Below are 15,277 nucleotides of genomic sequence, written 5' to 3' on the forward strand. Positions count from 1 at the left end.
CACCAGGCAGCCTCACACCCGTTGCCCTTTACCGTTTGACAACCCCCTCTTTTTCCCGCAAGGACAGGATTAGGTTGGTCTTTAATTCATGCAAACTCTTCTCCAGACCAACCGGATACGTATGCGGGTTGACGAACCGCTTCACGCCCGCGTGCAGGCTGTTCATCTGGGTCTGCACCCGCGCCCGGATCGTGTGGATGTCGGGGCTTTCGTACACCCGCTTGCCCGCCCGAAACACCGGTACGAGCAGGTCTTCCGATACATACGCTGGCTCAAATCGCCGGCGCTTGGTAAAATCCAGCGGGTCAATCATCGTAACGGTTCCTTCTGTGCCCCGCTCTTCGTCAAAGATCATGTCGGCCAGGAAGTTGGGCGTACCATCGGCGGTCAGCTCATAGAACCGACGTACCTGCTGGATGCCCGGCGTTGATGTTTTGATGGCCTGCTCCGATAGTTTGATCTTGTATTCCCACGTCCCGGTGGATTCATCCCGGAGCGCAGCCAGTTTGTACACCCCGCCCAGCGCCGGCTGATCGTAGGCCGTCACGAGCTTGGTACCAACGCCCCAGACGTTGATTTTTGCGCCCTGCTGCTTCAGGCTGTTGATGATGGTTTCGTCCAGATCATTGCTCGCCACGATGGCCGTGTCGTGGAAACCCGCTTCGTCCAGCAATTTGCGGGCCTCTATACTCAGGTAGGCCAAATCGCCGGAGTCCAGCCGGATACCGGCCAGTTTATGCCCGCGAGCCACCAGTTGCCGCCCGGCTTCGATTGCGTGCCGGACGCCCTGCAACGTATCATACGTATCGACCAGCAGCGTTACGTTGTTAGGCAGTACGTTGGCGTAGGTTTCGAACGCCTGCAATTCATTGTCGAATGACATCACCCAACTGTGGGCGTGTGTGCCCCGCACCGGAATGTCGTAGAGCTTGCCGGCCAGTACGTTGGAGGTAGCGTCGCAGCCGCCGATATAGGCCGCCCGGCTGGCCGTCATGCCTCCATCAACGCCCTGCGCCCGGCGTAGGCCAAATTCCAGAATCGTATCGGTTTCGGCCACCAGCCGCAACCGGGCCGCTTTGGTTGCTATCAGTGTCTGAAAATTAATCAGGTTCAGCAACGGCGTTTCCAGCAGTTGGCATTGCAGAATCGGGCCACGAACCCGTATCAGCGGCTCATTCGGAAACACAACCGTTCCCTCCGGAATAGCCTCTACCTCGCAGGTCAGTTCGAGGTTGGCCAGATACTCCAGAAATCCTTCTTCAAACAGGGGCTGTCCGTCGTTGCCGGTGAGCGTCCGCAGGTAGCGGATATCCTTTTTCGACAGGCTGAATTCGTCCAGATACCCAAGTACACTCGCCAGTCCGCAGGCTACCGTGAAGCCTCCGCCGAACGGATGTTTTCGAAAATACAGATTGAAAACGGCTTCTTTTTCGGCGGTACCGGACTTCCAGTACCCGTAGGCCATTGTGACCTGATAGAGGTCCGTGAGCAGGCTGAGCGAGGTGTCGTATAATTTATTGATCATGCCGCGAAGGTAGTTGGATTGGGCTAATGAGAAAATTTTTCATGGCCCCTAACAAACTTTTAACTAAATTGGTCTGATAATTGTGAGGGGCAATTTGCAACTGTTTCTCCACTCAGCGTAACCTATTGACTCATAGCCCAAAGTGTACCACCCATGCAGAAGTTAAGCCTAACCCAATCGCTTCAGCAGAAACTGTCTCCTCAACAGATACAGTTTATCAAGCTGCTGCAAATACCCACGGCCGAGCTCGAAACGCGGATTGAAGAAGAACTGGAAATTAATCCGGCGCTTGAAGAAGGAATGGGCGAAGAGTCTGATACGAACGAAGATGACCCCTTTGCCGACGAGTTCGAAGACGACTACAAAGACCGAAACGACGACCTCGACATTGACAGTTACCTTCAGGGCGAAGACTATACCGGGTATAAAATGCAGGGTGACGGCAACTACGGCGACGAAGACCGGGATATGCCGCTCGCGACCAGCTCGAGCCTGATCGACTCGCTCATGCAGCAGTTCGGCTACCTGCAACTAACGGAGGAACAGCGCCTTATCGGCCTTCAGTTGATCGGTAGTATCGAAGCCGACGGCTACATCCGCCGGTCCATGCAGGCCATTGTGAACGACCTCGCTTTTTCGCAGAACGTCTTCACCGACGTGAAGGAACTGGAGGAGGTGCTGAAAAAAATTCAGACGTTCGACCCACCCGGGATTGCCGCCCGGTCGCTGCAGGAATGTCTGTTGCTTCAACTGCATCGCAAAGACACGACCGATCCGTACGTCATACTGGCCATTCGGATTATTGAAGATTTCTTCGACGAATTTTCGAAGAAGCACTACGAGAAAATTCAACGGCGGCTGAACATCAGCGACGATTCGCTCAAGAAAGTCATCGATATCATCATTAAACTGAACCCGAAGCCCGGTTCGGTCGAAGGCGAAGAAGGCACGGCCCAGTACCTGATTCCGGATTTTATTCTGACAAACAACAACGGCAAGCTCGAACTGACGCTCAACTCCAAAAACGCACCCGAGCTACGTATCAGCCGGTCGTTTGCCGAGATGCTCGACACCTACGACAAGAGCAGCAAGCAGAACAAATCCCTTCGCGAAACCGTAACGTTTGTCAAGCAGAAACTCGACGCGGCCAAGTGGTTTATCGACGCCATCAAGCAACGCCAGCAAACGCTGCTGAAGACAATGAACGCCATCGTGCAGTTCCAGTACGACTTCTTCCTGACCGGCGATGAATCCAAACTCCGGCCGATGATTCTGAAGGACATTGCCGGGATGATCGATATGGACGTATCGACCGTTTCGCGGGTGGCCAACAGCAAATCCGTACAGACAGAATTCGGCATTTATCCGCTGAAATACTTCTTCTCCGAGGGGATTTCGACCGATACGGGCGAGGACGTCAGCAGCCGAGAGGTGAAAAACATCCTGAAGGAACTGATCGACAACGAACCCAAACTGAACCCGCTATCGGACGATAAGCTCGAAAAGATTCTCAACGACCGGGGCTACAACATCGCCCGGCGGACTGTGGCCAAGTACCGCGAACAACTGAATATACCGGTTGCGCGGCTGCGAAAACAATTGTAAAACCCATATTTACCGAATGTCGAGCCGCCGGAGCAGACTGAACTTTACAGTTTACTGGTTTTCAGGCGGTATATTTGCCGGGCAGACCGGTCGCGCCGGTCTGCCCGTAAACCGACAACGCAACATTTGATTTTGAGTACGCGCGTAGCTAAATTTCTTTCCGTCGTTTTCCACCCGCTGCTGATGCCAACGCTCCTGTTTGGCATCTTGCTGTATCTGGCCCCCGGTGTTTTGGGCGTCGACGCCTTTACCGGTACGTTGCGGGCAAGCCTGCTTGTGCTGCTGTTCATTGGTACGTTTGGCGTTCCGGCCCTGCTGATCTACTACCTCTATCGTAGCGGTTTTGTCAGCAGTCTCCACATGGACGACCGGCAGGAGCGTCGGGTACCGTACCTGCTGACCGGTTTGATCTATACGTTCCTGACCTTCCTGTTTGCCTTCAGGATGCAGCTTATTTCGGTGGTTGCCCCCGAGATTGCAGTGCTGCTGGGCAGTACGGCCGTATCAGTCCTGCTGGTTGGGATCATCAGTCTGTTCTGGAAGATCAGCGCCCACAGTGTTGGTATTGGTGGGGTTATAGGGACTATTGCGGGCATCATGCTGAAGTTCAACCAGACCGAACTGTTTTTAGTACTTCTGGCGGTAATCATCCTGGCTGGTGTGCTGGCCAGCGCCCGGCTTCAACTAAACGCCCATACGCCGGGGCAAATCGGAGCGGGCCTGGCGCTGGGGCTGACTATAAGCCTGATCACCGTCTTTCTGTTCATCAGAACGTAAGCTTTCGGACTCACGTATTCATTGCCGATACTGCGCATACGGTTTTGCCGTATGAGCCAAAAACCGTATGCTTGCATACCAATACGTGTGATCATCGCCATGTACGACTTGATAACCTACGAACTGCAAGCCGGAGTTTGCCGCATTACGCTCAACCGCCCGCAGGTATACAATGCCCTGAGCCAGGGGCTTATTCGCGACATTACGGCCGCCATTGAAGCCGCCGGTGCCGACGAGAGCGCACGGGTAGTTGTACTGACTGGAGCGGGCGACAAGGCATTTTGCTCCGGCGCTGACCTCAAGGAAGGATTCGCGAACGCAACGGCAGCGGGTGGTTCCATGCAACTCGGCGATACGTTGCGCAGCGGCTACCATCCGATGATCAAAGCCATCCGAAATCTGCCCAAGCCGGTCATCGGCCGCATCAACGGCGTAGCAGCCGGAGCGGGCTGTTCACTGGCCCTGGCCTGCGACGTCGTGATTTGCGCCGATGACGCGTATTTCAGCCAGATCTTCGTCAACATCGGTCTCATGCCCGACGCAGGCTCTACGTTCTTCCTGCCGCGGCTGATTGGTCCGCAAAAGGCGTTTGAGCTATGCAGCACCGGTCGCCGTGTGTACGGTCCCGAAGCCGCCCAGCTTGGACTCGTCAGTCGCTCGGTGCCCGCCACGGAGTTAGATCAAGCCGTCGACGACGTAGTAGGCTACTACGCTACGGCTCCCACCAAAGCCATTGGTGCAATGAAAAACGTGCTGAACCAATCACTGTATTCCGATCTTGATCACCAGTTAGAGCAGGAAGCTGACAATCAGGATGCTCTGGGCCGTTCGCAGGATGCGGCAGAGGGCATCGGTGCCTTTCTGATGAAGCGGAAAGCAAATTTTTCAGGAAAATAGATTGACAAGCGCCTTTTTTATCCCTACTTTTGCACTCCCAATCAACGGGAAACGCACTACGCGTGTCGCATTCGTAGCTCAATTGGATAGAGCACCTGACTACGGATCAGGAGGTTTGGGGTTCGAATCCCTACGAGTGCACAGAGTATCAACAACAGGAGCCTTGCAATTCACTGATTTGCAAGGCTCTTTTGCTTGTAATCAATAAGTTAGGTCTAATTGTGAGTGTTCGCTATCGTTCGCTTTAATTCTATCTTATTCGCCAAGTGTGATACGCTTTTGATACACACAGTCAAAGCGTTTTACCCAAGTAGGTTTGTGCCGTATTTAAACCTACGGCAAAATGATAACAGCAAAAGTTAACTTCAAACCTGTGTATAATCGACGTAAACAACTAGACCGTAATGGCAGAGCCTCCGTACTGATAGAAGCCTACCAGAATGGGAAACGTCGATATTTTAAAACAGGTATATGTAAGTATCCCTAAAATTCGGACAGTTTTGAATTAGAGAAAAATGCTAATTTTAAACTGATTCCCATGAAAAAGACCCGATTCACCGAATCCCAAATTGTCAAAATCCTTAAGCAGCAGGAGAATGGCATCCCCACCAAGGAAATTTGCCGCGAACATGGCATTTCTGAAGCTACTTTTTATAATTGGAAGAGCAAGTATGGTGGTATGGAAGCTTCCGATGTCAAACGGCTCAAAGACCTCGAAGAGGAGAACGCTCGCTTGAAGAAGATGTACGCTGATCTGGCGATGGACAATCAAATCCTGAAGGATCTGTTCACAAAAAAAGGTTGGGCCCTGCCACCAAAAGGCAATTAGCCGAGGAGATTGTTCAGGAGCACGCTATTCCCGTGAGCAGGGCCTGTCAGCTAGTGTCTTTACCGCGTTCGCAATTCTATTATAACACCAGGAAGGATGATACGGCTGTGATTGAGGTATTGCAGGATTTGGCTTTTGCCCATCCTTCGTATGGGTTCCGGAAACTGTTTGCCTATATCCGAAGATCTGGCCAGACCTGGAATCATAAAAAGGTGTATAGGATTTATAAACTGCTCAAGCTGAATAGAAAACGTAAGGGGAAGCGTAGGCTGCCAACTCGAGTGAAGCATCCGCTGCAACAACAGACCGCAATTAACAGCAGTTGGAGTATGGATTTCATGAGTGATACGATGGTAGGTAACCGTAAATTCCGGACGTTCAACGTCATCGATGATTGTACGAGGGAGGTGCTGGCGATTGAGATCGACACCTCACTTTCCAGCAAAAGGATCATCCGAACGTTGGAACGGGTGATAAAAGAACGAGGAAAGCCCAAGACCATTCGAACCGACAATGGCCCGGAATTTACTTCGGGTGATTTTGAGCTTTGGTGTAGGGGCGAGAAGATTGAGATTCAATACATCCAGCCAGGCAAACCGATGCAAAATGGGTACGTTGAACGGTTCAATCGACTATACCGGGAGGCTATTTTGGATGCTTACCTATTTTTTGACCTTGAACAGGTCCGGCAATTGACGAGCGATTGGATAGAGGAATATAATCTAAGAAGACCCCATGAGTCATTGGGTAATCTCACGCCCGAAGAGTGGAAAAGCAGGGTGATTGAAAACGAAGAAACTCTAATTGGTACTGTCTGAGATTAGGGGTACTTACAGTTAGCCTGGTTCAATTATAAAGATGGTAGATGGTGGGCAGGTCGATTCATCGGAGAAGCAACATTTTCTTATAATCAGCAAACTTACAAGATAATCATTACACCTAGATTTGGCCATGCATTCATCATGCGAATGTTTGAAGTAATCTTTAACATACGCTTGTTGGACTCTCAATCGGTCATCGCCAAATCAGATAATTATGAATCACTCCTGCGAAAGCTAATAGCTTTAATCTGGCTACAAAAACTTGCTGACGCTAACAGACACGGCTTACCTAGAACAAACGCAACTGACACTCATACTGGCTCATCCGTAAAAGGCCAAATCAATGTAAAGAAGACAATCCAAGAATACATATCGCACAATCACATTACAAGTAACGTACGTCACAGAACATACGATCCTATAGTTACAACTATTTTATGGCAGGCTTACCTTATACTAAGTAAACAATACAACATCAGGCAAATTAGCCACACAGACAGTGCTTTAGATGCTATTCAACACCTTCAACGTATTGCTGTACTCAACCAAAAGGTTACCCTTCATCAATATCGAAGCATTAAATACAAGGTATTATACCAGTCCTACAAGCCAGTGGTAGACTTGTCGTGGCAAATTTTAGCTAACAGCATGTTTAGCAACGAGCAAAAAGACAAAACAAAAGGATTTGGTTTGTTCCTAGATGTAGCTGAACTATGGGAAAGCTACTTGTACACGCTTTTCAAGCGAGCTTACACACCTCTAGGCTGGAACATTGAAAAGCCTGAAGTCGTCGCCTATCCAGGTAAGCTTTTCCAACGGAAGCTCATACCTGACATTGTACTTTCAAAAGATGACAAGTATTGTGTCTGGGATGCAAAATACAAACGAATGAACTTCAATCCTTACGACGTTGACAGATCTGATTTCTTTCAGATACATACTTATGTTCAATATTTTGCAGCTAACTATCAAGTAATATCCTGCGGTCTTATATATCCAGTAAATAATGAGCCTACTGACTACGAAAAACTAGTGGATAACACGCTTTTCGGACTCGGACAAATTAAAACGACATTCTCCATTTACACAATGAATGTAAATGAATATAAAGCACACAACAACATTAAAGAAACTGAAACAGATTTTACGAAAACATTTTATATTAATTTGCTAATGAATAATAATATATAAGCTTTCTTTTCAAAAGGGTTTACATATAACATATATTTAATATCAAGTAATAACTAGTACAAAAAGGGGATTTTTCCCGTAGACTTGAAATATTATAGAAGCTACTTTTGGCTGTCAAAATACAATATATGTAATGTCAGTCAAGCTAGATGTTCGTCTAGAAAGCGTGGGAACACGCTTTAGACTATTCCCACAACCCCGATTTCTTTCAGCATTTCAGACACCGGAAACTGTATATATATCAGTACCGCCTGAAGAAATAAAGCCAGGCCCAGCTGACAACAGGATGATTGTGATTGATGCAATAAATAAACTTCCATATTCAAGGTTTTTCCGCCCACCATACATAGGTGCTAAAAACCCACCTGTTCAACCGAGCTCAGATGGCCATTTTGATCATTTAGATATTGAAAGCAGGGAATTTTCCTGCGCAACCATGTACGCCACTGTGAGAAGAGTGTTAGATATATGGGAAGATTACTTTGGACATCAGATTGAATGGCATTTTGAAGCTGACTTCAGCCGACTAGAGTTAATACCACTAATTGAGTGGAATAATGCTCAATCAGGTTATGGCTTTTTGGAATTTGGATATGGGCGGTCAATAACCGGAGGTATTGATCGAACTCGTCCTTACTGCCAAAATTTTGATGTGTTAGCTCACGAAATTGGACATAGTATAATTTTCTCAAAAATAGGAGTACCCGAGAATAGCCAAGAAGAGCATTTAGATTTTTGGGGAATGCATGAATCGGCTGGTGATCTAGTCGCTATTGTTGCCTCTTTGCACTTTGATACTGTAATTACATACATCTTAAATAAATCGTGCGGCAACTTATTTACGGTTAATGAACTTGATAGAGTTGGAGAACTTTCTGAAAGTAGAGAAATAAGAATTGCGTTCAACTACAAACGAATGTCTGATGTGGGGGCCGAACCTCACGACCGCTCAGTTCCACTGACCGGAGGCATCTTTGATGTGTTTGTTGAAGTATTCCAGAAGGAATTAGTGAATAATGGTCTAATCACACAAGCTTTGGCAGATCTCTCTAATTCCGGCCCCAATCAAAGTCAAGACTTATCGGACATCCAGAATCGTTTTGCTGCAGCTTACAAAGGCAACGAAGCCGGTTTTAAAGACGCTTTATTATTCGCAAGAGATTACCTCGGTCAATTATTGGCAATAACCTGGAGTAATTTGTCGCCTAATCATTTGACTTACCATACTATTCTGAGAGGTCTACTACGTGCTGATAGGCAAATCACTAACGGAGAACACCAAGATACCATTAGAACTTGTTTTGCTTGGCGGGAGATTAGTTTGATTCCCGGCTCCCTATTGTTGCGCCCACATACGGTACAGGAATGTGGTCTTACTGCTGGCCCTGATTTTGTAGATGGATTAATAGAAAGACTTAATCAAAAAGATCCAAAAGTTATAGAAGCATTGCAACAAATTTTAAGGGATAAGCCAGCGAAAAAGAAGAAAAGTTAGAATTCAAAATATTTAATTAGCAAAAAATTCTAACAATCAAAACAATGAAATTTGCTTGTACTTTTATAATTGTACTTATTATCACAACATTGTCTGAAATTAATATAGTCAAAGGTCAAACAATATCTTTAAGGTATAATGAATATGATATAAGCGACAAGCATGCCCAAGATACAATTTTACTTGAAATTAATAGACCAGATCCAGCAATACCTTTAGCACAACTCACCATAGAAAAGAAGGGAGTACGATTTAATAAGCGTTCAGATCAGCAATTATTTAACGCTTTTAAAATAGATTCAACACCAATAAACAATAATATAAGGGTTATAGTAGATACAAGAGTAACTCAAAATACAGGTAGTTACGAGCTTTCTTTAGATGTATCTTCAAACAAGCCCTTAAATACCCTATTGATAAAGTTTAACCATTCACCAGCAATTATTAAAAATATAGAAGAACTAACAATTGAGCAGGAACTATATCACTATGGAAACCCTACCATTGTTAAACAACCAATACTTAGAATACAAGAGACATCAGGCAGTTCAAAAATAACGACTAGATTAACAGATATACTTGTAACAAACCAAATAATGATAGACTTTGAGCAAGACTCAATTAACTTAAACCCAAATCAACAAACAGATCTTACTTACACAACAAAAGGTAATTTTCCGCTTGGTCCATTAAAGGGCTCCTTTGAGATAAATGCCCCACAACTAACATCTGCCAAACAAATAAATTATAATATTATTACAAAAAGACCTTACTGGTACATACCAATAACATTAATAATGGGTATTGCCTTGAGCTTTCTTTTTAAGACAGTTTTATCAAATTACATTTCTTTGAATGAATCTAAGTTAATTATATATGAGTTAATAACTTTAATTAAAAAAGATCAACAAAAACATTTAGACGAAGAATTTAACAAGAAGTGCAATACTATTATAAGTGATCTTGTTAAGGAGGCAAAGTCAAGACCAAGTTTCAGAACAGCTGCGCTTAAACTAGATCAAGAGAAAAAGCGAGTAGAAGATTTTCTTAATGATAAAAGGGATGAGTTTAACGAATTAGTAAAAGATCTAAATAAAAGGAGAGAAATAACAAAGAGTGCATTTGAAGAACTAATCTCACTCCCTAAGTTTACCTCATTTACATTACAATCAATATTATATACAGTGCTTTTAAGTAAAGAAAAAACGATAGAAAATTACTTTATTGATGATAATATTTATGAACTTTCTAAACTACTAACTAGTATAAAAATGAATTTAGTGCTTGAGGTTTCTAAAAGTATTATTCATTGGAAAAATAAAATAGATAATTTGTTGCCAATACTAGAAAGTCACTTAAAGCCTTATTCTGAGACAGACTTAGAGCTGTTTAACAAATTAATTGCCATTAGGACGGCAGTGATAAAATCACCGAAAAATTTTCCAGAGGTAAAAACATCTATACCAATAACTAATGAATTGCAAACAAACTTAGAAGATGTTATTAAACTATATTCTTTGAAGATTATACAAACATTATATAAAGTTGAACCATTAATACGGCAATATTACTCATCTATGAGTAGTTATGAAGAATTGTCTACTAAAATAACTAGCTATATACAATTAATTAGGTCAGCGGCCCCTGAAGATCTTGTGCAGGTGATTAGTAAAAATTATAAAGATATAGCAAATGCTTGGAGAGAGGTAGTTTATCAGTCTCCCTTATCTGGATTAGATAAGGGTATAGATAATGACTTAATAAATCATAGATATGAGGATGCAGTTCAAAAAGCTATAACGATTATTAAAAACTCGGCAGGAGGTTTAGCACTCCAAGCTAACGCTGCCATGGTTTTGAATACAAACAAACAAATTATATTACAACACTTAAGCTCATCATTTACTACAAACACCAACGTTCTAACAATTCCATTTAACTCAGTATTTCAAGCGAGTAGTCAATTGGATAGAGAAATTATTGAAAATCGTATAATATCCTTTAAATCTTTACGGACTGCGCTTGTCTTGATAGGCATCATCTTTATTGGCTGTATGATCTATAAGACTACTTTCATTGGCACAATCGAAGAGCTCTTTGGAATATTTATATGGGCGTTCACATTTGATTTGTCCATAAATACAGCATTTGACTACTTAACAACTGGACTACAGAAATCTAAAACTATTATTAGTTGAACCAACATATTAACTTAAACATAATTAATCATGGCAAAGAAGAAGCAGCCTGAAGAAGAGGCAAGAAAGAAAGTATCTGAGCATAGAAAGTTTACCACAAAAGTCTCTAAAGATTTTTTTGTTAATAGCTTATTAGGGAGTGTACTAGTAGCTAGTGCAGACGGCCCAGACCCCTTTACTTTTGTAATAACAATAGATATTATACCTGGATTGACTATTAAATCCATTAATGTAAATGGAGTAATGGCTAAAGAAAACGATTTTAAGGTGTCTGGCAGTAAAATAACATGTGAGGTTAAAGCCTTTGTATCTACTTTCAACTTTCTCTTAATAATTGAAGCCGAAGGGACCTCAAATACATCAACTACTTTCAACCTTACTTGTGACAAAAAGAAGGTATTTGATAAAGACCAAGAAATTGTTATACTTTCAACAGGGCGGGGAGGTTTTGCCAAATCAAACGTACCACTACCATAACAGAACAGCCATGAAATACTTGTTAAGCTTCCTACTTATAATCGGGTTTACCGATAACGTATTTAGTCAGTGGTTAACTCAAAGTGCAGAAGGGCAAGGTAGCTTTTTATTTAAAGGAAGCAATATAGGAATTGATTTGGGGAAATCAGAATTTTCATTTACTATGAATAATCTCCACAAACCTGTACAGCTTTCTTCATCAAAAGACAATTCATTTGCATTTTACGGAATAGGACTTAAAGCTAAAAGTGAAGAAGGGTTAGGAAATCTTTTTTCAACCGGAGATTTGGTTCCTTCTGCTAAGTTAAACGGATATTTCGGATGGCAACTCAGTAATTCATATAATGCAGTTCGAAAAGCAAGTGATGCCGAACTAAGTGGTCAACTACAAGCTCTCACAATTGATCAAATTAAGCGAAGGTTTATACCTCTTATGGAGATAGCAATCGATGAGGAAATCAACTTTAGTCCACTTACTAATACAGTAGTAAAAGCGAAGCTATCAACCGATTGGGTAACACAACTAAGGACATCTCAACCAAAAACATTTCATGCCTATCTTAGCTCATATTTAGCTGCACAGGGAGCAGCTATTCCAGCACCAGACCAAATTCTCGTCAGCAATATTATTACAAACCTCCTCTCTAGACTTAAGAGTATAGTTCAAACTTTTGATTTGGAACTTAAAGTATTAAAAGATGAACTTGTAAAGTCTTTTGAGCAAAATATAAGAAATACATATTGGAGAGTCTCTTTGTTTACATTCGGTGGTATTGATGCCTTGAGCTTTAGAAGAGTTGATCAAATAAATACAGGTAATTTATCAAAAAGCTTTATAAAAGAAGAATTCCGCGGAGGTAACCTTGGTGTAGGCTTGAATTGGCAAGTTGACTGGTTCAAACTTGGCTTAACATATGCTTATAAGAAAACGAACAATTTCAATCTACTAGATAAAACTGAATATAAACTAACTACAACAACACCCTCTACATCGATATCTCAAATTTTAACTCAGGAGAGAGCAATCACTGGTTATTCAGGAACATATGGAGAAGTTGAAATCAATGAGCTCAACGCCGATTTACTTCTTAACATTAGCCTTGGAAAAGAATCTGAAACATATACTTTAATAAACCCTTATTTCAGAAGCAACCTCCTGAGTCGAAATAAACTATTATTGCCAGACAGCTATAGCTTTGGATTTGGAACTTATTTCTTTTCAAAACAATCAAAGTTCCTTGGTGGTCTATACGTCGAACTTCCTGATGTTGAAAACGCTTACGAAAAATTAAAGCCAATTGAAGATCAAAACATAAGAACAGCAATCAGGAGATTTAATTTCGGAATTGTTGCTAAATTCAGTTTAAATTCGATTATTTCATCTCAATGAACATATTACAATCGGGATATGATCTGATTTTTATTCTTGTATTCGCTTACGTCACTTTTTCTCAATAAATTTATGGCTAAGACAAACGTGCTCCATATTATTTTTGAAGAAAGTGGCGTTGAATATGTCGCTCGCCCTGCAACTCAGGAGCAAAAAGATGCAGTGCTACCAAAGATGAAGGTAGCAGGCTCGGATTTCAATTGCGAGTGTGGCGATTAATTTTGTGATGGTGCATGGTTTAGGCGGTGTATGTACTCAGGAGCATACCTGCTGCTATGGTAACAGAAAAATTAAAAATTGTTATCAATAATTTAATTGGCGATAAAGAGATTAGGGAGCTTAACGTATATAATGATACACTAATTCAGGATACAACCTCCCAGGAAACATTTTACTACTGTAAACATGGATTTAAAAATGCGACGCTAAATTTATTTTGATTTTACATGTTTGTTGGTGGTTTTCACATCCTGAAATTTCAATTAGAAAATCGCCAACAAACATGTATTTTTAATTAATTTGAGCTGAACTAGAAAAGAATTTTAAATTAAAATAAATAGCTTGATTAAGCGGACAATAGGGTATGTATAAAGTAAACTTTAACAGAATGAGCCGAAGCAATAATTTCATAAAAGCTGTTATAGAACAGTTCAAAAATAATTTCATCGACATAATTGCGCTTATAGTAGCAGTTATTGCTGTTATTATCAGTATACAGCAAGGAGAAAGCCAAAAGAAAATGACATTGGCGGGATGGCAACCTGTTCTCGCTATTGAGTTACTAAAAGCAGGCCTTAAAATAGATTCAACAAACCTAAAAGGAATTCTATTAAGAAACGTTGGTTTCGGGCCTGCAGAAATAAAAGAGTTTAGATATTATAAGGATAGTACTGCTTATGAAAACAAAATCTATAATCAAAAATGGTTGAACGAAAGTGATAAATTTATATCTTTTTCAAGTTTAGATGGATTTGGCTGGAGTGAAATTAATTTCTTAAATGAAGGTTATGTTCTTCCAAGAGAAGTAGGAGATAATAAGTTATATTTACTGGGAACGCCCAAACCTATATACGAGACTTCTGTAAGACCCGTTTTAGAAAATATAATAATAGAAATAAAATATAAAAGCCTTAGTAGTGAGGATACAACAACCTACTATTTGAGATTTTGCGAAAATTTCATCAAGAATAATATTAGAGACTCCCTTGAGAAACATCATTATGAGAAAAAGTTATAACTTTTAACAAATATTTCAAATTAATCTTAACTCTATATAACGAGCTTATGCCTAATTTACATTTATATATGTTTATATATTTTATTAAACCCTCTACAGGTGTGTTTAAAGAAGAAGTTCTCATATACTTTTAGGTCTTGATAGCTGGAGCTGTAATATGGTTATAAAGGTTCTGACACGAAGCTTTTTTAACTTCGTGTACCATGAACAAATCCCAACATCTGAAATGAAAGTATACCGCCGATTTTAAAGCTAATATGCTGCGGCTAGTGGCTAATGGTGAATCCATCATGGCCGTAGCCCGTAAGATGGGCATCAGCGATGGTCTGATTCTTGCGCGGCGAAAGGCAAATTGTAAAAGGAAAAAAACCGATTAAATCCTTCAGTAAGAAGTTGATCTTTTACACACACAGCTGCGCCAAGCGGAGATGGAGCGCGATATCCTAAAATAGCTGTCGCCAATTTCATTCAACAGACACAAGGCAAATACATCGATTCATTCAGGCCGAAGAAACCGCCTTTCCAGTCAGATTGATTTGTAAAGCGCGGGCTGTAAGTAGGAGTAGTTATTATGCTTATCGTAACGGCATAACCTTTACACAAGCGATTAACGTTCAACTCATGACAACGGCGATTGGAAACGATCTTTTAGGGTATACTCGCGACGCTATGGGAGTCGTCATGTGCAGGAATCGCTGAAAAACAGGGAGTAAAGCCAGGGCGACATCGGGTTCGAGGATTGATGCAAGAACAGGATCGGCGAGCGATTCAGCACTGTAGTTTCGTGCCAAAAATGACTAACTACCGGAATGGCTTAATAGTTTGACCTAACCGG

At 42.2% G+C, this 15,277-nt stretch carries 13 protein-coding genes, 1 tRNA gene and 1 pseudogene; 14 read left to right on the forward strand and 1 reads right to left on the reverse strand.

All coding sequences use genetic code 11. The features are described 5' to 3' along the window. Window positions 1-28 precede the first annotated feature (28 nt). Entirely contained in the window at window positions 29-1,525 is a 1,497-nt protein-coding gene (locus BN8_RS17035; protein ID WP_009283160.1) for a nicotinate phosphoribosyltransferase, read from the reverse strand. Window positions 1,526-1,678: 153 nt separating this feature from the next. Between BN8_RS17035 and rpoN the strand changes: the two genes are divergently transcribed. From rpoN to BN8_RS33940, 14 genes and pseudogenes are all read left to right on the forward strand, one after another. Continuing rightward, on the forward strand, window positions 1,679-3,130 hold the full coding sequence (rpoN, locus tag BN8_RS17040) for an RNA polymerase factor sigma-54 (protein ID WP_009283161.1): 1,452 nt from the start codon (window positions 1,679-1,681) through the stop codon (window positions 3,128-3,130). 132 nt (window positions 3,131-3,262) lie between these two features. Continuing rightward, the gene (locus tag BN8_RS17045; RefSeq protein ID WP_229368095.1) at window positions 3,263-3,907 is read left to right on the forward strand and encodes a hypothetical protein; all 645 of its coding nucleotides are present in this window, start codon (window positions 3,263-3,265) and stop codon (window positions 3,905-3,907) included. Window positions 3,908-4,006: 99 nt separating this feature from the next. Continuing rightward, complete coding sequence (locus BN8_RS17050) at window positions 4,007-4,804, forward strand: enoyl-CoA hydratase/isomerase family protein (protein ID WP_040006191.1); 798 nt, start codon at window positions 4,007-4,009, stop codon at window positions 4,802-4,804. A gap of 67 nt (window positions 4,805-4,871) precedes the next feature. Continuing rightward, window positions 4,872-4,945: transfer RNA gene (locus BN8_RS17055), tRNA-Arg, on the forward strand. A 202-nt stretch (window positions 4,946-5,147) separates the two neighbouring features. Next, the gene (locus tag BN8_RS33935; protein WP_083882515.1) at window positions 5,148-5,291 is read left to right on the forward strand and encodes an Arm DNA-binding domain-containing protein; all 144 of its coding nucleotides are present in this window, start codon (window positions 5,148-5,150) and stop codon (window positions 5,289-5,291) included. A 51-nt stretch (window positions 5,292-5,342) separates the two neighbouring features. Then, a protein-coding gene (locus tag BN8_RS17065; protein WP_374755517.1) for an IS3 family transposase occupies window positions 5,343-6,451 on the forward strand; the annotation gives its coding sequence in 2 pieces (ribosomal slippage) (window positions 5,343-5,604 and window positions 5,604-6,451; 1,110 coding nt in all). A 114-nt stretch (window positions 6,452-6,565) separates the two neighbouring features. Further along, entirely contained in the window at window positions 6,566-7,645 is a 1,080-nt protein-coding gene (locus BN8_RS17070; RefSeq protein WP_262493849.1) for a 5-methylcytosine restriction system specificity protein McrC, read from the forward strand. 133 nt (window positions 7,646-7,778) lie between these two features. Further along, window positions 7,779-9,140, forward strand: a complete 1,362-nt coding sequence (locus BN8_RS17075) for a gluzincin family metallopeptidase (RefSeq protein ID WP_009283166.1) — start codon at window positions 7,779-7,781, stop codon at window positions 9,138-9,140. 44 nt (window positions 9,141-9,184) lie between these two features. Further along, window positions 9,185-11,338, forward strand: a complete 2,154-nt coding sequence (locus BN8_RS17080; protein ID WP_009283167.1) for a hypothetical protein — start codon at window positions 9,185-9,187, stop codon at window positions 11,336-11,338. A gap of 30 nt (window positions 11,339-11,368) precedes the next feature. After that, complete coding sequence (locus BN8_RS17085) at window positions 11,369-11,815, forward strand: hypothetical protein (RefSeq protein WP_040006193.1); 447 nt, start codon at window positions 11,369-11,371, stop codon at window positions 11,813-11,815. A gap of 10 nt (window positions 11,816-11,825) precedes the next feature. Beyond that, window positions 11,826-13,205, forward strand: coding sequence for a hypothetical protein (locus tag BN8_RS17090; protein ID WP_040006194.1), 1,380 nt, complete (start codon window positions 11,826-11,828; stop codon window positions 13,203-13,205). A gap of 72 nt (window positions 13,206-13,277) precedes the next feature. Next, window positions 13,278-13,424, forward strand: coding sequence for a hypothetical protein (locus tag BN8_RS33370; protein ID WP_192579071.1), 147 nt, complete (start codon window positions 13,278-13,280; stop codon window positions 13,422-13,424). 388 nt (window positions 13,425-13,812) lie between these two features. After that, window positions 13,813-14,442: a hypothetical protein gene (locus BN8_RS17095; RefSeq protein WP_040006195.1), complete on the forward strand. Its 630-nt coding sequence runs from the start codon at window positions 13,813-13,815 to the stop codon at window positions 14,440-14,442. Window positions 14,443-14,684: 242 nt separating this feature from the next. Further along, window positions 14,685-14,819 (forward strand): annotated as a pseudogene (locus BN8_RS33940) (helix-turn-helix domain-containing protein); the annotation flags it as partial. Window positions 14,820-15,277 lie beyond the last annotated feature (458 nt).

Source organism: Fibrisoma limi BUZ 3, from assembly GCF_000296815.2.
Classification (GTDB): Bacteria; Bacteroidota; Bacteroidia; order Cytophagales; family Spirosomataceae; genus Fibrisoma; species Fibrisoma limi.